The sequence below is a fragment of the Polaromonas sp. genome, from assembly GCF_030680935.1.
Lineage (GTDB): Bacteria > Pseudomonadota > Gammaproteobacteria > Burkholderiales > Burkholderiaceae_C > Polaromonas.
Map to the genome: position 1 here is coordinate 26115 of NZ_JAUXUP010000042.1, position 18179 is coordinate 44293.

General features: G+C 60.2%; 21 protein-coding genes. 9 read left to right on the forward strand and 12 right to left on the reverse strand.

Annotation, left to right across the window (positions count from 1 at the left end; translation table 11 throughout):
- Nucleotides 1–10 precede the first annotated feature (10 nt).
- Genes Q8L50_RS11005 through Q8L50_RS11020 form a run of 4 tightly spaced genes read left to right on the forward strand, consistent with a single transcriptional unit; the run spans nucleotide 11 to nucleotide 1886 of the window.
- Entirely contained in the window at nucleotides 11–493 is a 483-nt protein-coding gene (locus Q8L50_RS11005; protein ID WP_305348716.1) for a Spy/CpxP family protein refolding chaperone, read from the forward strand.
- Between the two features lie 28 nt (nucleotides 494–521).
- Nucleotides 522–1016 (forward strand): cupredoxin family protein, encoded by a 495-nt coding sequence (locus Q8L50_RS11010; protein WP_305348717.1) that lies wholly within the window; start codon nucleotides 522–524, stop codon nucleotides 1014–1016.
- Nucleotides 1017–1041: 25 nt separating this feature from the next.
- Nucleotides 1042–1521: a DUF411 domain-containing protein gene (locus tag Q8L50_RS11015; protein ID WP_305348718.1), complete on the forward strand. Its 480-nt coding sequence runs from the start codon at nucleotides 1042–1044 to the stop codon at nucleotides 1519–1521.
- A gap of 11 nt (nucleotides 1522–1532) precedes the next feature.
- Complete coding sequence (locus Q8L50_RS11020) at nucleotides 1533–1886, forward strand: copper-binding protein (protein WP_305348719.1); 354 nt, start codon at nucleotides 1533–1535, stop codon at nucleotides 1884–1886.
- Between the two features lie 401 nt (nucleotides 1887–2287).
- Here the strand turns inward: Q8L50_RS11020 and Q8L50_RS11025 are convergent, their stop codons facing one another.
- A complete protein-coding gene (locus tag Q8L50_RS11025; protein ID WP_305348720.1) occupies nucleotides 2288–2650 on the reverse strand; it encodes a DUF4148 domain-containing protein in 363 nt (120 codons plus the stop codon).
- A gap of 155 nt (nucleotides 2651–2805) precedes the next feature.
- On the opposite strand from Q8L50_RS11025, the gene Q8L50_RS11030 reads away from it, so the two are divergent.
- The 5 genes from Q8L50_RS11030 to Q8L50_RS11055 all read left to right on the forward strand — a co-directional run bounded on the left by Q8L50_RS11030 (nucleotide 2806) and on the right by Q8L50_RS11055 (nucleotide 7010).
- Nucleotides 2806–3486, forward strand: a complete 681-nt coding sequence (locus Q8L50_RS11030; RefSeq protein WP_305348721.1) for a heavy metal response regulator transcription factor — start codon at nucleotides 2806–2808, stop codon at nucleotides 3484–3486.
- The gene (locus Q8L50_RS11035; RefSeq protein WP_305348722.1) at nucleotides 3483–4901 is read left to right on the forward strand and encodes a heavy metal sensor histidine kinase; all 1419 of its coding nucleotides are present in this window, start codon (nucleotides 3483–3485) and stop codon (nucleotides 4899–4901) included. Before Q8L50_RS11030 ends, Q8L50_RS11035 begins: the two co-directional genes overlap by 4 nt.
- A 230-nt stretch (nucleotides 4902–5131) precedes the next feature.
- Entirely contained in the window at nucleotides 5132–5650 is a 519-nt protein-coding gene (locus Q8L50_RS11040; RefSeq protein WP_305348723.1) for a cupredoxin family protein, read from the forward strand.
- 184 nt (nucleotides 5651–5834) lie between these two features.
- Nucleotides 5835–6371: a copper-binding protein gene (locus Q8L50_RS18940; protein WP_370869789.1), complete on the forward strand. Its 537-nt coding sequence runs from the start codon at nucleotides 5835–5837 to the stop codon at nucleotides 6369–6371.
- Nucleotides 6372–6575: 204 nt separating this feature from the next.
- Nucleotides 6576–7010: a hypothetical protein gene (locus Q8L50_RS11055; protein WP_305348724.1), complete on the forward strand. Its 435-nt coding sequence runs from the start codon at nucleotides 6576–6578 to the stop codon at nucleotides 7008–7010.
- Nucleotides 7011–7074: 64 nt separating this feature from the next.
- On the opposite strand, the gene Q8L50_RS11060 is transcribed toward Q8L50_RS11055, so the two are convergent.
- From Q8L50_RS11060 to Q8L50_RS11110, 11 genes are all read right to left on the reverse strand, one after another.
- On the reverse strand, nucleotides 7075–8367 hold the full coding sequence (locus tag Q8L50_RS11060; RefSeq protein WP_305348725.1) for an MFS transporter: 1293 nt from the start codon (nucleotides 8365–8367) through the stop codon (nucleotides 7075–7077).
- 24 nt (nucleotides 8368–8391) lie between these two features.
- Nucleotides 8392–9042 (reverse strand): DUF6629 family protein, encoded by a 651-nt coding sequence (locus tag Q8L50_RS11065; RefSeq protein ID WP_305348726.1) that lies wholly within the window; start codon nucleotides 9040–9042, stop codon nucleotides 8392–8394.
- Nucleotides 9043–9486: a hypothetical protein gene (locus Q8L50_RS11070; protein WP_305348727.1), complete on the reverse strand. Its 444-nt coding sequence runs from the start codon at nucleotides 9484–9486 to the stop codon at nucleotides 9043–9045.
- Between the two features lie 173 nt (nucleotides 9487–9659).
- Nucleotides 9660–9860, reverse strand: a complete 201-nt coding sequence (locus Q8L50_RS11075) for a hypothetical protein (protein ID WP_305348728.1) — start codon at nucleotides 9858–9860, stop codon at nucleotides 9660–9662.
- A gap of 140 nt (nucleotides 9861–10000) precedes the next feature.
- Nucleotides 10001–11107, reverse strand: coding sequence for an acetate/propionate family kinase (locus Q8L50_RS11080; protein WP_305348729.1), 1107 nt, complete (start codon nucleotides 11105–11107; stop codon nucleotides 10001–10003).
- A 10-nt stretch (nucleotides 11108–11117) separates the two neighbouring features.
- Nucleotides 11118–13481: a phosphoketolase gene (locus tag Q8L50_RS11085; protein WP_305348730.1), complete on the reverse strand. Its 2364-nt coding sequence runs from the start codon at nucleotides 13479–13481 to the stop codon at nucleotides 11118–11120.
- Between the two features lie 28 nt (nucleotides 13482–13509).
- The gene (locus tag Q8L50_RS11090; RefSeq protein WP_305348731.1) at nucleotides 13510–13668 is read right to left on the reverse strand and encodes a hypothetical protein; all 159 of its coding nucleotides are present in this window, start codon (nucleotides 13666–13668) and stop codon (nucleotides 13510–13512) included.
- 107 nt (nucleotides 13669–13775) lie between these two features.
- Entirely contained in the window at nucleotides 13776–14213 is a 438-nt protein-coding gene (locus Q8L50_RS11095) for a hypothetical protein (protein WP_305348732.1), read from the reverse strand.
- A 192-nt stretch (nucleotides 14214–14405) separates the two neighbouring features.
- Nucleotides 14406–15293 (reverse strand): ribose-phosphate pyrophosphokinase, encoded by an 888-nt coding sequence (locus Q8L50_RS11100; RefSeq protein WP_305348733.1) that lies wholly within the window; start codon nucleotides 15291–15293, stop codon nucleotides 14406–14408.
- Nucleotides 15290–16846, reverse strand: coding sequence for a thymidine phosphorylase family protein (locus Q8L50_RS11105; protein WP_370869784.1), 1557 nt, complete (start codon nucleotides 16844–16846; stop codon nucleotides 15290–15292). Before Q8L50_RS11105 ends, Q8L50_RS11100 begins: the two co-directional genes overlap by 4 nt.
- The gene (locus Q8L50_RS11110; protein ID WP_305348735.1) at nucleotides 16798–18156 is read right to left on the reverse strand and encodes an MBL fold metallo-hydrolase; all 1359 of its coding nucleotides are present in this window, start codon (nucleotides 18154–18156) and stop codon (nucleotides 16798–16800) included. The genes Q8L50_RS11105 and Q8L50_RS11110 overlap by 49 nt, the downstream gene beginning before the upstream one ends.
- Between the last annotated feature and the right edge of the window lie 23 nt (nucleotides 18157–18179).

Sequence of the window (18179 nt, forward strand, 5' to 3'; positions counted from 1 at the left end):
CCCGCCGCCGGTGAGCGCTTACGCTGGCCAACAGAGCCGCAGCATCAAGGCTCTGTCCGAAGCGCAGACGCAGGACCTGCTGGCTGGCAAAGGCATGGAGCTTGCCAAAGCGGCCGAGCTCAATGGTTACCCCGGCCCCATGCACACGCTGGAGCTGGCCCAAGCCCTGGCCCTGAGTCCGGCCCAGCAACTCGCGACGCAGACGCTGATGGAGCGGCACAGGGCCGATGCGCGCCGCCTGGGCGCCGAGTTGGTGGAAGCCGAACGCGCGCTGGATCAGGCTTTCATGACGCGCCAGATCGACACCGCCAGTCTGAAAGGCCACACCCAGCGCATCGCAGAGCTGCAGGCCGCTTTGCGCGCCAGCCATCTTCAGACCCACTTGCAGCAGACCGCGCTGCTGAGCCCGCAGCAGATCAAGCGCTACGCCGAGTTGCGTGGCTACACCGTCGGCTCCGCCCCCGTTGTCAAGCCCTTGTCCCACACGCACTGAACATCAACCCAGCTAAAAGAAGATATCCATGAAAACATTGACCTCCGCCCTCCTCGCCATGCTGATTGCTGGCGCCAGCACTTTCGCCTTCGCTCACGGTGACGATGCCCACGCCAAAAAGGCCGTGGCCGTCAAGAAAGAGCAAAAGGAATGGGGCATTGCGGGAGATGCCAAAGCCGTCCAGCGGACCATCACCGTCGGGATGAGCGACGACATGCGTTTCACCCCTGGCGATCTCGCTGTCAAGCAGGGTGAGACCATCCGCTTCGTCATCAAAAACACGGGGAAGGTCATGCATGAAATGGTGATCGGCACCAAAAAAGAAAACGACGAACATGCGGCGCTGATGATCAAGTTTCCTGGCATGGAGCATGACGCGCCCTACATGGCGCACGTTGCACCGGGCAAGACCGCCGAGATCATCTGGACCTTCAACAAACCCGGCAATTTTGACTTTGCCTGCCTGATTGCCGGCCACTACCAGGCTGGCATGATCGGCAAGATCAAGGTCACTGCCCGCTAACAAAAACCCCAGGAAAGGAAACCTCATGCAAAGACGCCATGCTCTTCAGACCCTTGCAGGCCTTGCGGCAGCGACTATCGCCCCGTGGGCATTGGCCCAAACCCGCCCACAGGTCGAAGTCTGGAAAGACCCGAACTGCGGCTGCTGCAAGGACTGGGTCGTTCATATGGAAGCCAACGGTTTTGACGTCAAAGTCAACGACAGCGGCAACACTGCGGCCCGTACCCGTCTGCGCATTCCGGAAAAGATGGGCTCCTGCCATACCGCAACAGTCGGTGGCTATGCCCTCGAAGGGCACGTGCCCGCGCGCGAAATTCAGCGCTTGTTGAAAGAAAAACCAAAAGCCATCGGTCTGGCCGTCCCCGGCATGCCAGTGGGTTCGCCCGGCATGGACGCGCCGCTTTACGGCGGACGTGCAGATGCCTACAAGGTGCTGCTTGTCCTCGAGGATGGCAGCTCGCGCGTTTATCAGTCTTATCCCCGTTCCTCCCCCACCCGCTCCTGAAGGAAATTTTCATGAAAAAACTCAATGCCTTCCTGCTTGCCTCTGCCCTGCTAGCGGGCGCAGCTTCTGCCCACGCGGCCTCACATGCCGGTGCACCCATGGCCGGCGACGCCAAAAAAGACACTGCCATGAAAGCCGCCACCGACATGGCCGACGGCGAAATCCGCAAGGTCGATGTGGACAACAAAAAAATCACCATCAAGCACGGCGAGATCAAGAACCTGGACATGCCCGGCATGACCATGGTGTTTCAGGCCAAAGACCCCGCCCTGCTGGGCAAGGTCAAGGTCGGCGACAAGGTCCGCTTCAAGGCCGAGAAAGATGGCACGGCTTTTGTGGTGACAGACATTCAGCCCGCGAAGTAAAGACCAGAGGAACCAGAGGAAGATCGCAACGACCTGCCCGCGCAGACTCCTGATTCGCTACGGTTGGCGCTCACCGTCGCCTGAAACCCTCGCGCCACGATGACCGAGCAAGCCAGCCGCCTCAGAGAGGCATCCATCAGGGGTGGGGCACCGCGGCCAGCTCTTGAGGGAAGCGCGCAACAAGTACCCTGCGGCGTGCGATCAGCCGGGCTCGGGCGGTATGCTGCGTTGAATTTCTTGCTAATAGCCAGCTATGAGTTGCGAAATTTGCCTTGCATCCCATCCCCATCCGGCGGCCGCCCATCCGCCAGGACAGTCCAGCGCTTCCCTGGCTGGCAGCCTGATCGACAGACCCAAAAGAGGCCGACTGATACTCAGCCGGCCCAGCCGCATCTGCTTCCTCAGTTGATGTACTGTTCCCGGAACAGTTGACGCTCCGCATTTGTCATGGCCAAAGATGGCTTGGGCGTGTTATGGGCGATGGTGTCCGTATGAACCAGCTTGCCCTCCTGAAAGGCATAGCTGTGCTGGGCACGGATGTAGCCGGCTTCGCCACCGACCAGCGTACCGCCGTCAGAGGTCAGGCGGTTTGCGCGAAAGGTTTCAAATTCTTTTTGAACAACTGCGCGGCTTTTGTTACTTTGAACGCGGTGACTGTCAAAGCCCGCCTCGCCGCCCACCCAGGTACTGCCACCGTTGGCAAAAGCGGCCGGAATGGATGCACTTACCAGTGCGAGGACAAATACGGTTTTACGAAACGACATGATCAAACTCCTTTAGGATCGATTGCAGGGTGTGGCCCCAACCTTTGAGGCCACTGCGATGCAAGCGCTGCATCACGGTTTTCAATGTAGATGTCCGGGTGCGACAACGCCCTGACCCGCAGATTACAAATGCGTTATTTCAATCGAGGCTTGTTTTGAAAATTCTGGTGATTGAAGATGAACCCAAGGCCGCCGACTACCTGCGCAAAGGTCTGAGCGAAAACGGTTATGCGGTCGAAGTTGCCCACAATGGCACAGACGGCCTGCACGCGGCTGTTACTGGTGACCATGACCTCGTCATCCTGGATGCCATGCTGCCGGGCATAGACGGCTTTACCGTTCTTTCGGCATTGCGCAGCTCCCGGGAGCTGCCGGTACTTATGCTCACTGCGCGTGGAGACACAGACGACAAGGTGCGCGGCTTCCACCTCGGCGCTGACGACTACCTGGTCAAGCCGTTTCAGCTTCCTGAGTTGCTGGGGCGCGTCAAGGCCATCCTCAAGCGTGGTCAACCCGCCGCCGTGGAGCAGGTGCTACGCACGGCCGATCTGGAAATCGATTCGGTACGCCACCGCGCGACCCGCGCCGGCCAGCGCATTGACCTGTCGGCGAAGGAGTTCGCCCTGTTGACCCTTCTGGCCCAGAAAACCGGAGAGGTCCTGTCTAGAACGCAGATTGCCTCCCTGGTCTGGGATATTCATTTCGACTCGGACACCAACGTGGTGGAAGTAGCGATACGGCGGCTGCGCGCCAAAATCGATGACCCTTTTGAACAGAAGCTGATCCATACCGTGCGCGGCGTGGGTTATGTCCTGGAGCGACGAGGCGCACTGTGACACCCGGTCGGCGCTTCCGCTTCTGGGCTGGAAATTCCCTGGCGGCCAGCATTGCGCTGGCCAGTGCCTTCTTCGGCTTTCTTGTGACAGGGACTGCCATCGTGATCGGGTTCTACGCCCTTTCGCATCAGCTGGATGCGCGGTCTGAAACCGAGTTGCTGGGCAAACGTGATCTGCTGGTTCATGTTCTGTCCGAAATTCCCTCCCTGGAAGAAGTCAATGCGAACAAACACCGCTTTGGCGATTTACTGATAGGTCACGACGATCTGCATCTGGCGTTGGTCGACCCCGCCAGCGGTCAAAGCGTGGCAAGTTTTTCGCTACTCGCTCAGCAATCCGTGTCTTCGCTGACCGCTACTCCGCCCGTTTCGACGCCAGTCCAACCATGGGTGGCGGCCTCAGGAGAGCGGCTAGGCGCTATTCAGGGTAGCAGCACGCTAGGCAACGGGACGGCGGTGCGGTATTTCCTGTCGCTCGATCGCCGCCATGATCGTCGGCTACTGAAAGGGTTCATCCAGACCACACTGGTCGGCTGGCCCCTTTTGTTGATGATTGTCGCGTTCGGCGCCTGGCTCATGGCGCGTACCAGCCTGGCGCCTTTGCGGCGGTTTCACCGACTGGCCGCAGCCACCAGCGTGCAATCCCTCAGTCACCGAATATCTTCCGCCGGCCTGCCCACCGAACTGTACGAACTCGCAGAAGAATTCAACGGCATGATGGGGCGTATCGATGCAGGCTACCAGCGCTTGCAAGAGTTCTCTGGTGAGCTTGCGCATGAGATGCGCACCCCGATTGCCACGCTCATGGGTAGAACGCAGGTGGCGCTGTCTCTTCCGCGCACCGGTGCCGAGTTACAAGAGGTACTCGAAGGCAACATTGAAGAGCTCGAGCGATTGTCGCGACTGATCTCCGAGATGCTCTTCATTGCGCGCGCAGACCACCATCAGGACCCGTTACACCACGAACGGGTGAAGCTTGTTGATGAATCGTTACGGATCGCAGACTATCTGTCGCTGATCGCAGAAGAACGCGGTGTGAGCGTCAAAGTGACCGGCACGGCCACAGTGACGGCAGATCGCAACCTGGTGCAGCGTGCGATCACCAATTTACTGTCGAATGCAATACGTCATGCCACGATCCAATCGACGATACATCTTGCAATCGACGAAGAAGGGGAGCAGGTGACGCTTGCAGTGACCAACCACGGCGACACCATTGCACCAGAACATCTGGAGCGGATTTTTGACCGCTTCTATCGTATTGACTCCGGGCGAGCACGCCTTGATGGTGGTACAGGGCTGGGGCTGGCCATTGTGCGCTCCATCATGGCGACCCACAGCGGGCAGGTGAAGGCGCACAGTTCAGTGGGGGGCGAAACGACATTCACGCTGACGTTCCCCAAAATGGCGGAATGAGTCATCTACGTCAGTTTTCACATATTTGGCGTGTCAGCGGTTCATGACCCACCTGATGACCTGTCTGCGGATAACAAATTTGTAATCTTCAGGTCATCGCGATGTGGGGGCCTGTTTTGTAAAGTCATGACCGTGATGCAGAGTATGCGTCGCAAAGACCCCGGGTATCGATTTACCCAGGCCTTGATGTTCCGAGAGCCAAACCAGCTCCTCTTCTTTCAGGAATCGCTATGACCTATCGTCTTCGCACACTCACTTTGGCCCTCTTCCTCGGCGCTGCCTCGGCAGCAAGTTTCGCGTCGGGCACCCATACAGGCGGTCATGAAGGAAGTGCTATCGGCAAACCCGGGAAGGCAGCCAATGTGAGCCGGACCATCAAAGTTGACATGACGGACAACATGCGTTTCACATCGGCCGACATTGCAGTGAAGCAAGGCGAGACCATTCGTTTCGTCGTTCAGAACTCGGGCAAGGTCAAGCACGAAATGGTGCTGGGTACCGCCAGGGAGCTCAAAGAGCACTACGAAGTAATGAAGAAAAATCCGGAGATGGAACATGCCGATGAAAACATGATCTCGGTGGCTCCCGGAAAGAGCGGCGAAATCATTTGGCAGTTTACGAAATCAGGAAAAATCGATTTCGCCTGCCTGCAACCCGGCCACTACGACGCCGGCATGAAAGGCTTGGTCAACGTCGCCTCAGATCGTACGGTCACCAAAAAAACATCAACTCCCGAGCACAAACACTGAGTCAGCCCTGCTGGCCACCGATGCAACTTTTTTGAATCTTCAAGGACTAATCATGAAACCTCTCCATACTCTGCTGATCTTCGCCGCCATGCTGGCTGGCAATGCGCAGGCCGCCTCTCATTCGGGCGCGCCTACAGCCACCGGCAATGTCAAAGCGGCCGGCGCACCATCGGCTTCATCCGACATGGCTGTCGGTGAAATCAGAAAGATTGACCTCGCCAACAACAAAATCACGATCAAGCATGGCGAGATCAAGAACCTTGACATGCCTGGTATGACCATGGTGTTTCAAGTCAAGGAAGCTGCCCTGCTGAAGAATGTCAAGGTAGGCGACAGTGTCCGCTTCAAAGCGGAGAAGGCTGGTGGCGCCATCGTGGTGACGGATATGCAGGCAGCTTTGCCTCTGGTCGTTGCACAGACGGGTCTTTCGACCACCCAGCCAACCGGCGTCATGGCGCCAGTTTCCGCGACGAAGAAGGAAACCGCCGAGTCAGCCCCGGAGATGACCGAAGGTGAAATTCGCAAGGTTGACGTGGCCAACGGCAAAGTCACAATCAAGCATGGTGAGATCAAAAACCTCGACATGCCTGGTATGACCATGGTGTTTCAGGCCAAGGATCCCGAGCTGCTCGCCAAAGCAAAACCGGGCGACAAAATTCGCTTCAAGGCCGAAAAAGCCGGCGGCGCTATCGTGGTGACGGACATCCAGCCTGCCAAGTAACTGGGGATACCGCAACCCTTTTGCGATGCGCACCGTGCAGCTTCGCGCACTGGGTGGCCGCCATGCAATGTAGGCTGTCACCTACAGCATGCCCACGTTCAGCCTTGATTCAAGCATCTGACGGTGCCCTGTCATCTGCGCCATTCGCCGCAGTTGAAAACCGGGTTACGCTTCAGCATGGCAAAACCAGCTCACACCGGCAAAATGCTTCCCAGACTGGCCGCGCTGTTTGTGATAGCTGTGCTGCTCAATTTTCCCTGGGAAGTGGCTCAAATGCCACTGTATGTTGAGGAGGGGAGCTGGTTCGAGTTTGCGTTGCACTGCATCATTCCCAGCCTTGGGGACGGGCTTATCGTCATGCTGATTTTCGGCGTTGGTTGGGCCGTCCGAGGCCGATCAGACTGGACGGACCAACCGGGATGGGCCGCATACGTGCTGATGCTGATGACCGGGTTCAGCGTTGCGGTGATGGTGGAATGGGTGGGCTTTTATGGCCTCAATCGCTGGAGCTACACAGCCAGCATGCCGCTGCTGCCGGGCCTGGGCATTGGTGTTGTCCCCGTCCTGCAGATGCTGATACTCCCGCCCATCATTTTCAGGATGACTGGCTGGTGGCTTGCGAGGCAGCAGCGCGCTTGAATCCCCTCCCCGCCGGCCTTCCAAAAGAGCGTTCGCCACTCTCAACGACAAATGGGGGGCTGTTTTAGCAGGCCGAACGCGGTGGCTGAGGGGTGCGGCGGGGAAAGTCTGCACACCAGTCGCGCCGTGCCCACAGGAAACCCAACAGAACGACCAACGAAATACCCAGCCATCCAAAACCGCCCTGTGCGAAGCTACCGAAAAGCCATCCGCCAAAGGCTGAGCCAAGCGTCTGTCCAAAGCCAGCGGCTGCGGCCAGACCGCCCATGGTGGCACCCAGCTTGTTGAATGAAGCGCCAGCGGCCAGGTAAGCAACGACCGGCAAAATGAGACCGGTCCCGGCAGCTGTCAAACTGACGCCCAGGTACATCCAGACGGCGGACCGATGTATGGTCAATACGGCCAATCCTGCCACAGCAAGAATGATCCCAGCGGCTAGCAAGGTGCGCGACGGAACCTTCTCAAGCAGCCCCGTGAAGAAAAGAATTGCGTTAATGGCTAGCATCACGAGGCTGCACTCTGCCAGCATCATCGCGGCCTGGCGAGCCGACAGCACTGCCTGCTGCTGCCCCTGCAGAACAATGCCCAATTCAAAACCCGCGAGTACAAACATCACTGTACCGCTGACCCACCACATCGACACGAGGCGGGCTCCGCTGGGGGCTGCAGGCCCCGCGTCAGTACGTGCAGGTGCACGAGCAGCAGCAGTACCAGGTGCAGGCAGAGTTCGGTTCAGCCCCACCATCATGACCGCGCCTGACAGCGCAGACAGAACAATCACTGCCCGCGCTGAAGAAATAAGCCCCTCACCTGTCCATCGCGCAACAACATCAGCCACAACGTTCAGTGCAGGCCCGAACAGGAATCCAAGAAGCGACACCGCGCCTAGCCACGCGAAACGTCGTGCGCGATGCTGGTCGGGCGTATTTTCCGCAACAAGTGCTGAAACCACGGGAACAACCGCCGCCACAAAAAAACCGGTCATGCCACGCAGCGCGTATAGGCCCCACAAACCGGAAAAAGCCGGAACAAGCAGAAGAAGAAGGCTTGCAACGTATCCAATAAACCCGACGATGAGTATTTGACTTCGCCCGGTGCGATCTGAAACGATTCCCCACAAGGGGGCTCCAATCAGCACGCCTGCAGCATACACGCCGCTGAGGAAGCCGACATGGCGAGCTACTTCCGGGCCGGAGGCGATGGGGATGATCGAAGTCAGCCAACCCGGCAGCAGTGGCAGCAATGCCCCGTAGCCAGCCGAGACAACAAATACCGCAGCCGCCAGCCACGCCAATTGCGCGGGCCGCAGGTCCGCAGGCTCCACCCGCGATACATCAAGGGCGGTGGGGCGGCTCATGGTTCAACGTGCGCGGCGCAGATATCACCAGTTCACTTCCTCGCGGGTAAGGCGCCGCTGTACAAGGCGAAAATAGATGATGCCACTCAGGATAGCTGCAAAAAAACACCACACCGAAATGAACCATGCTGCATAAAAATAGTACGCTGCGCCAAATGACAGAAGCGCCAGCACGCCGAAGACTTTCACGGTTCGGTACGTAGAAAGAACAGGGCTGACGGTGGTCGACAGCAAGTACAGACTCATTACCGTCGCTGCAAAGAAATGCGGTGCAACATACTCAATGTGCTGGCCAGTCGGTCGCGAGACGATGGGAAAAGCCAGCAGGGCGTACATCAGATAAGCCCCCACGGCAACACCGCCGGCAACAAACAAGGTCAGGGCTTTCCGGCGCCACTCTGATGGCTCGATCAGCAGAACTGCCAGCGGCACCCAGACCGGCCACAGTACGTGAGAAAAGAACGAGTAAAGATGCGTCATCACTGCGTTGAGCAAGGGCGCCTCATAGTTGAATGTCAGCCAGATCACGCCTTCGATCAATTGCTGGATACCAAACAACAGGGGGATGGCGCCAAGCAGCAACTCCCGTGGGCGGCGTACCGCGCGAAGGGTCAGCGTACCCAATCCCACCAGCATGACGCCAGCAGAAAAACTGGCGGTGGCCGAGAAACACATTCAGTTCACTCCGGTCGTCGATTCAGGAGCCCCCTCCCGCAGGTAACACACCACCCCCATCAGCCACAGCAGCGCAGGCACCAGCAGCAACCAGCGAAAGTCCGAATGCAACATGAAGTTCGTGGCACTCATGAGTCCCACACTGGCGGTACCCGTCGCGACCAGTGCAGTCAATGTCCCCCGCGCCCGGATTGCCAGGTAGCGGCATGCCACCAATGTGGTCAGCGAACCAGTGGCAATCATGAATCCACCCATCACGTTGAACACATGGCCGAGCCAGCGCTCCAGGCCGGGCGCTGCAGCCCGGAGTGTTTCAATAGAAGCACCCATGAAGCGGGGGTCTTCGGGCAGCAGGGCCGGACGCAGGAGCAGGAAATAGACGCCCAACGCCGCCAGCCAGAGTCCGCAGACGGCGAAAACCCTGCCGGACAGCTGCAAGCGCATGCGCGCGGCTTTCAAGAGCTCACGCCAATCCCCTCGCTGCGAAGCGTGGCACCGTGGTCGTGCACGTGCAGGACTCCGAAGCCGTGACGAATCACGGCCGACCCCAGATTTTTCGAGGCCTGTGCGAATGATTTTTTTGTTTGGGCGACGTAGTCCATGAGCCCGCGACCCCGTTACTTCTTGTTCTGCAGAATGGCCCAGACGACTATGGCGACAACCGCAATCATCACGCCCGCCATCCAGAACCCACCGTATCCGCCCATCCAGCCGCCGCCCCACCAATCGCCATTCATCATCGTCCCGCCTTGCGCGAAGGAGGGGTTGGAATTCAAAAGCGGCACCGTGCCAGCCGCCCATGTCATCAAGTGTTTCATGATTTTCCAAGTAAGAGTGAATTCATCGGATCCATTGACAGTGTCCATGGATCCGGGCGTATCGACGAGGCCGAAAGCGCCCCTTGCTTGATCCATGTCAAACGCAGCGCCTCCCGTTTGCCACGGTCAGCCAGGACGTTTCAGATCAATGCCCGGGTGTGGCGGGCGATCTGTTCATCTTCCTGTGAGGTCAGAACCAGGACTTCACAGCGCGATGCAGAATCGTTGATCGGATTGCTTGTGGAACGGTTCCGGGCGTCGTCCAGGCTGATGCCGATCCAGGACAAGCCGACGCAGATCGCAGCGCGAACGGTCGCGTCGTGCTCGCCAATGCCGCCGGTGAAGACAACCAGGTCGACACCGTCAAGCACGGCAATCATGGCGGCGATCTGCTTGCGCAAGGAATAGCAGAACATGTCGATCGCAAGTCGTGCATCAGCGTTTGTCGAGGCATCCTGATGGAGTCGCCGCATGTCGCTGTCCGTGCCAGAAATCCCCATCAGCCCGGACTGCCGGTTGACCAGAGCTTCCACCATTGCCGCGTCGTAGTTCTTTTCACGCATCAGGTAAACCAGAACGCCAGGGTCAAGATCGCCGCTGCGCGTCCCCATGACGACGCCACCGGCCGGCGTCAGGCCCATGCTGGTATCGATCGATCGGCCACTCTCTACAGCGGTGACGCTGGCACCGTTGCCGAGGTGGGCGACGATGACGCGCCTTGGCAGATCGCTTCCCAGCTGGTGCACGATGGATTCGATTGAGAGGCCATGGAAGCCGTAGCGCTGGATGCCCTCGGATTGCAATGCCTTGGGAATCGGCAAGACGCGAGCGACGTCAGGCAATCCGGCGTGAAAGGTGGTGTCAAAGCATGCTGCCTGAGGAATCCCGGGGAAATTTTCCTGGGCGAAGCGAATCACAGACAGGGTCGAGGGCGTGTGCAGCGGCGCAAAGGCGATCGCAAGCTCCAGTTTGGCGAGGACCGAGTGGTCAATGAGGCAATGCTGACGCAGCGCCGGCCCGCCATGGACGATTCGGTGTCCGATGGCGCCCGGTTTCGGCATTCCGGATTCACCAAGAATGGTCTTGATGCGAATGAGGGCGTCGAGCGGGGGAGTCGAACGCGTCTCGACGTCACCGGACAGCAGGGTGTCGGTCCTTGCTGCTTCGACACGGTACAAACCATACTTCAATGAGGAAGACCCGCTGTTCAGCGCCAGAACATGCAGGCCGGAGTCAGTGTCAGTCATGTTGTTTCCCTTACGGGTTCCAGCGCCAGTTCTTGACCTCCGGCATGTCGTCGCCATGCTCGCCGATGTAGAGCCTGTGACGCTGCATGGTCGTATCAAAGCGGGCGGTTTTCGCCTCAACCTGGTCTGCGAGCCTCGGGATACGCCGTATCGCGTCCAGTGCCAACTGATAGCGGTCCAGGTTGTTGAGCACGACCATGTCGAATGGCGTCGTGGTGGTGCCCTCTTCCCTGTAGCCGCGCACGTGAATGTTGTCGTGATTGCGCCGCCGGTAGGTCAGCTTGTGAATGATCGCAGGGTAACCGTGGAACGCGAACACTACCGGCTTGTCGGTCGTGAACAGGGCATCGAACTCGTGGTCTGTCAGGCCATGCGGGTGTTCTGACTGGGGCTGCAGCACCATCAGGTCCACGACATTGACGAAGCGGATGCGGATGTCAGGGACGTAAACACGCAGCAAGGTCACGGCGGCCAACGCCTCCAGTGTCGGAACGTCGCCGGCGCACGCCACAACGACATCAGGCTGCCCCGCATCGTTGCTCGCCCAGTCCCAGACGCCCACCCCCGCCGTGCAATGGCGCACCGCCGCATCCATGTCCAGCCATTGCGGCGCGGGCTGCTTGCCGGCGATGATCAGGTTGACGTAATTGCGGCTGCGCAAACAGTGTTCGGCCACCGACAGCAGGGTGTTGGCATCGGGCGGCAGGTAAATGCGAACGACATCGGCTTTTTTGCTCGCCACATGGTCGATGAAGCCGGGGTCCTGATGCGAAAACCCGTTGTGGTCCTGCCGCCAGACATGCGAGGTAAGCAGGTAGTTGAGCGATGCGATCGGTTTGCGCCAGGGAATCTGGTTGCATACCTTCAGCCACTTGGCGTGCTGGTTGAACATCGAATCGATGATGTGGATGAAAGCCTCGTAGCACGAGAACAGGCCGTGGCGTCCGGTGAGCAGGTAGCCCTCGAGCCAGCCTTCGCACAGGTGCTCGCTTAACACTTCCATCACCCGGCCGTTGGCGCTGAGATGGTTGTCGTCCGTTTGCACACCATCCAGCCACGCCTTGCCGGACACCTCGAACACCGCTTCCAGGCGGTTCGACGCGGTTTCGTCCGGGCCGAAGATGCGGAAGTTGGCCGCATCCAGGTTGAGCTTCATCACGTCGCGCAGGAACTTACCCAGGACGCGCGTTGCTTCCCCTTCCACGCCGCCGGGCTCGTGCACCGCCACGGCATAGTCCCGAAAGGCCGGCATCGCCAGCGGCTGCAACAAGCCCCCACCATTGGCGTGCGGGTTGCAGCCCATGCGGCGCTGGCCTGTTGGCGCAAGCGCAGCTAAATCGTCACGAAATCGGCCAAGCTCATCGAACAGCTCCTCTGGGCGGTAACTCTTGAGCCAGTCTTCAAGCTGCTGCACATGCCCGGCGGTCTTGAACTCGGCGATCGGCACCTGGTGCGAGCGCCAGCTGCCTTCGACCGGTTTGCCATCGACGAGCTTTGGCCCGGTCCAACCCTTGGGTGTGCGCAGGACGATCATCGGCCAACGGGGCCGCGCAGGGGTTTGTGCTGCGTTCAGGGACCGCGCCTCGCGCTGGATGTGCTGGATCTGCGCCAGCACCGCATCCAGCGCGCCGGCCAGTGCCTGATGCACCAGCGCCGGGTCGTCGCCCTCGACGAAGAAGGGCTCGTGGCCGTAGCCGCGCATCAGGTCCGTCAGTTCCTCCCGGCTGATGCGCGCCAGCACCGTGGGGTTGGCGATCTTGAATCCGTTGAGGTGCAGGATCGGCAGCACTGCGCCGTCGCGCGCGGGATTCAGGAATTTGTTGGAATGCCAGCTAGCGGCCAGCGCGCCGGTCTCCGCCTCGCCGTCACCGACGACGCAGGCGACGATGAGGTCGGGGTTGTCGAACGCCGCCCCGTAAGCGTGGGCCAACGAATAACCCAACTCGCCACCTTCATGGATCGAGCCCGGCACCTCGGGTGAAACGTGGCTGGGAATCCCTTGCGGCCAGGAAAACTGGCGGAACAGCCGCTCGAGCCCGTTGCGGTTGCGCTCGATGGCAGGATAGTGCTCGGTGTACGACCCTTCCAGGTAGGTGTGCGCCACAATGCCCGGCCCACCATGCCCAGGACCTATGACATACATCATGTTCAGGTCATGCGCCTTGATCAGCCGGTTCAGGTGCACATAGATCAGGTTCAGCCCCGGCGTCGTGCCCCAATGTCCCAGCAAGCGGGGCTTGACATGGTCGAGCGTGAGCGGGGATTCAAGCAGGGGGTTTTTCTGCAGATAGATCTGGCCGACCGAAATGTAGTTGGCCGCGCGCCAGTAGGCGTGCATCTTGTGCAGCAGGTCGGGTGAGAGGGGATCAGGCATCAGGGCCTCCGTGATGGGATGTCAGGCTTCAGGAAATGGCGACGTCCACGATGGCCTGCGCCTCTTGCAGCATGCGCTGCAGATGCTCGTCAGGGTGGCGATCAACGCGCGCGTGCTCAACCGTGTTGTCGCCCCCATCGGTCACACAGGCGAAGCCTGATCCCCTTGCATCAAGGGCCTCAGGCATGGTGCTGCTCCTTCGCCGGGGTTGTCTCGCCGAGCTTGATGCGCTTGAGCAGAGCCCAATTGACAATGGCCGACCAGGAAGATGGCGCCACCGCATCAACAGCTTCATCAGAGTTGCCAACGGAATATCCGGGGTGCGGACTCGCCCGGCCGAGCGATCTTGAGTTCAACCGCACTAGGCCGCGGCGCTGCAACGTCGAATGCCAGCACGCCTTCACGGTGGTGACCGGTGGGGCCTGCGCCCACCCAGCCCGTGGGCTTGAGGGTGCGCCCATCGTTGGTCGTCAGGGTGGCAATTTGAGTCAAATCGTCGCTCAGGTCGGCACTGTGGGTTTCAAGCACGATATTGAATTCCCAGCGGTTGCCCGATGACCCAATCCACTTCGGCGTGACTTTGACCGTCACCCCTCGATCACTTGACGAGCGCGTGGCCGATGCTTCCGTGCTGGTTTGCGCCAGGGCCGACAAGGGCGCAACCACCCCGCCGAGCGTGGCCGCAAGAATCCAGCCGATTCTGACTTTTTGGAAGTTCCGTACTAAAGACATGACTTTCTCCTTTGCAGTGGTGGGTAAATTCGGTAACCAGGCGGTAGCACGCGAGCCCCGCTATTCAAGACACGCGTGCAGACTACTTTGCTTGCAGTTCGTCGCGTTTCCGGAGGAACTCTTCGCGGTCGATTTTTCCGCTGGCATAAACTTTTTCGAGTATTTCAAGCGCACTCTGGTCCGTGCCCGGCTTCATGGCAGCAACTCGCGCACGCTGGATGCAATGGCGGAGGCCAGTCCGATGCGATTGGACGGGTGAGAAATCGTGTCGCAGCTCACTATGTCAGCCGCACCGGCTGCATGCAGATCCTCAAAAGCCGTTTGTGCGAACACAGCATGCACGGCCACGCACACGGGTGCGGCCAGACCGATACGGCGTAGATGCCCAACGGTTTCGATCATGGTCCGGGCGGTCGAAACGATGTCGTCCACCAGCACTGGCGTGTGCGAGCGCCAGCGATCAACCTCAGGGACGGACACTTCGACATCACGATCGCCTCGCCGGGTCTTTGCCAATATGATGAAAGGCACTTCCGCGCGCTGCGCCACATCCCTTACCCACTGGGCGCTTTCCTCGTCCGGCCCAATCAAAAGCGGTTGGCTTACATGCAGCCGTACCCAGCTTGCGACGCCCTCTGCCGCATGTGTCACCCGCGAAGGAATACTGTAAACCTGCGATAAATCCGCAATGCGGTGCAAATGAGGATCTACAGTGACCAACCAGTCCACATGGCGTGAGATCCACGCCGCTACATGCTGCGCGCTGATCGTCTCACCCGCGTGAAACTGCCGATCCTGACGCATGTAGGCCAGGTATGGAGCCACCAAGCCGACCGATACCGCCCCAGCTTCGCGGATGGCGCATGCCAGAAGCAGGAGCGGCACCAGTTTGTCATCCGGCCTATCCAGTGTGCACACAATGATCGCGTGCCTTCCCTCGACGGCTGTCTCGACTCGCACATGGGACTCTCCATCAGGAAACCGCCGCACCGTGGCCGCGCCGCGCTCCAGGCCGAGTTCGGCCGCCAGCTCATCGGTGAGGCGTTCATTGCCGGGCATGGCGATGGCCACCGGTTTCATGCTGGCACCTTATCGGCCAGGGTAATGACAGGGTGAGTCTCAAGATATCGCATGGCGTAGGTCAGCTCGCCGGCCGCCTCTGCATGCAGGGTGAACAGCGGCATGGCACGGCGTACGTGGTCACCCAGCTTCACGTGAAGATCAATCCCCGCCGTACTCGCGCTGGGCGCCCCCGCAAGTTTGGCGACGCGCGAGAGGCGCCGGTTGTCGATGTGGGAGACGTAGCCGTCTTGCTCCGCCATCACCACATCACGTAAAGGGGCCACGCCCGGCTCCCGCAATCCACCCTGAGCCTCGCAGATCGCCTGAAACTTCGTCCATGCCGCGCCGCTGTCGAGCAGTCGGCCCGCATCCGACATGCCAGCACCGGGCATGCTATGCCCACAGAACTCCAGAAGTTCACCGGACAGCACCAGAGACCGCATGCGAAGATCCACCGGGGCCGAAGCAGCACCGCGTAACACCGCCAGTACGTCATGCGCTTCAAGCGCGGGGCCGACACCTCGCCCCACCGGCTGTGAGCCACGCGTGCGCAGGATGCGCAGTTGCAAGTCATTGGCGGCCGCCACCTGTTCCAGCAGCACCTCCAGGCGATCAGCGTCATGGTCGCTTCGTACCTTGGCGGTCGACCCGACCGGGATATCGATCAGAACATGCGTCGCCCCTGCGGCAATCTTTTTTGAAAGTATCGATGCGACGAGCTGTGAGTCGCTGTCAAGATCGAGCGGACGGGCGACCCGAATCAGCAGGTCATCAGCCGGACTCAAGGTTAGCGCGCCACCCCAGACAAAGCAGCCACCCTCGCGCTCGACGACGCGCCGCATCGCCGGTACATCGAGCTCGACGCGGGTCAGCGTCTCCATCACATCGGCCGTGCCGGCAGGCGAGGTGATGGCGCGTGATGAGGTTTTGGGCATGGTCAGCCCCGCAGCCACCGCAATGGCCACCACGATAGGCGTCGTACGGTTGCCCGGCAGGCCGCCAACGCAATGCTTGTCGGCAATGGGTACCCGTCCCCAGTCAATGCGATCCCCCACGTCGACCATCGCCCGCGTCAGGTCAATGGTTTCCTGTACATCCATTCGTCCACCGGCGCAGGCGGTGAGGAAGGCTGCGATGTGCAAGTCCGAGTAACGGCCCGCAGCGACATCGCCCAGGATGGCGTTGAATTGAGACCCCTCAAGCCGGTGTCCGTAAATTTTGGCACGCATCGCGCTTAGCGAGTCAAGCGGTGGCGCGTGCATCACCCACACGGTATCGCCTGGCGCAGCGCCCAGCGCTCGCCAGGCGCTGGTTGACAGGCTGACCTCCTCCTGCGCCAGCAGTTCAAACCCCACAACGTTGATCTTTGCAATGATCTGACGGTCTCCCAGGGTGACTTCGACCCGTGTCTGCGCCTCAAAGCCTTCTGCCCTGCAGACGTGGCAGTCGCGCCGCATGTAGATCACAAATTCCTGAAGCGTGTCTATCCCCAGCGGTCGCAAGCGAAGCCCGGTCACCTCGATCACAAAATCTCCACCGCCTGTCCCAGCCGAGGCACGCTTGCAGGCCATTCGAGCTCACGCTCGATGCGTTGCCGCAGTGCGTCCGCCGGTCCTGGTTCGCCATGGTTGAGGTAGATGCCCTTGGGCGCCTTGGGCGCTGTTTTTAGCCACTGCACGATCTGCTCGGCATCGGCATGGGCCGACATGCCGGGCAGGGAGACAACCTCTGCATTGATCGCCACGTCCTCACCGTGAATGCGGATGCTGCTTTCACCGGCGACGATCCTGCCGCCACGTGTACCGCCGGCCTGAAACCCCGCAAACACGATGGTGTTGCGCGAATGGGGCGCCAGCGCTTTCAGATGATGCAGCACCCTCCCCCCGGTGGCCATACCACTGGCCGACACGATGACGGCCGGCTGGCGCCGGGCCACCAGAGCGCGCGACTCATCGGGCGTTCGAACCATCGTGGCGACCCGGGCCATCCCGATGCATTCTTCTATCGACAGCCTGTGCTCCGCACGATGCCGGTGATAGATGTCGGTCATGTCGATGGCCATCGGGCTGTTCAAATAGATGGGCAGATCGGGAATTTCCGAGCGCTGCTTCAAGCGGTAAATCGCATGCAGCAGCGACTGCGCCCGTCCAACGGCGAACGCAGGAATCACCACGATGCCGCCGCGCGCCGCTGTACGCTGAATCACCTGGCCCAGCAGCAGTTCGGCATTCGACGCTTCGTGAAGACGGTCACCGTAAGTCGATTCGGCCACGATGTAGTCGGCCCGTTCAATCGGCGCAGGCGCGCGCATGATGAGATCGTCGGGGCGCCCCAGATCACCCGAAAACAACACCGTGGTGTCCCCCGCCGTCAACTCAACCGAGCTGGCGCCCAGAATGTGGCCCGCAGGCCGCAAGCGCAACTGCATGCCCGCGATGCTGTCAGAGCGCTCCTCAAAAGGCAGAGGCCTGAGCTGGCGCAGGGCCCGTTTGGCATCCTCTTCGGTGTAAAGCGGCAGTGGCGGGTGGTGCCTGGAGCGCTCGCGGCGGCCCGCATACTCCGCGTCTTCTTCCTGAAGCCGCCCGCTGTCTGGCAGCAAAACTCCGCAAACCTCGATCGTGGACGGCGTGGCGAACACCGGGCCGCGAAATCCCCGCTTGACCAACAGTGGCAAGGCCCCCGAATGGTCCAGGTGGGCGTGCGTCAGAACGACGGCATCGAGTTGCTTCGGATCAAAAGGGAAGTCTTCCCAGTTCATCGAGCGCAAGTTCTTGTAACCCTGAAACAGGCCGCAATCGACGAGCAACTGCTTGCCTTCCTGCGTGACCAGAGTTTTTGACCCGGTGACGGTGCCGGCGGCACCCAGAAATGCGAGTTTCATGAGCACCTTTCTGGTGAGAGGTT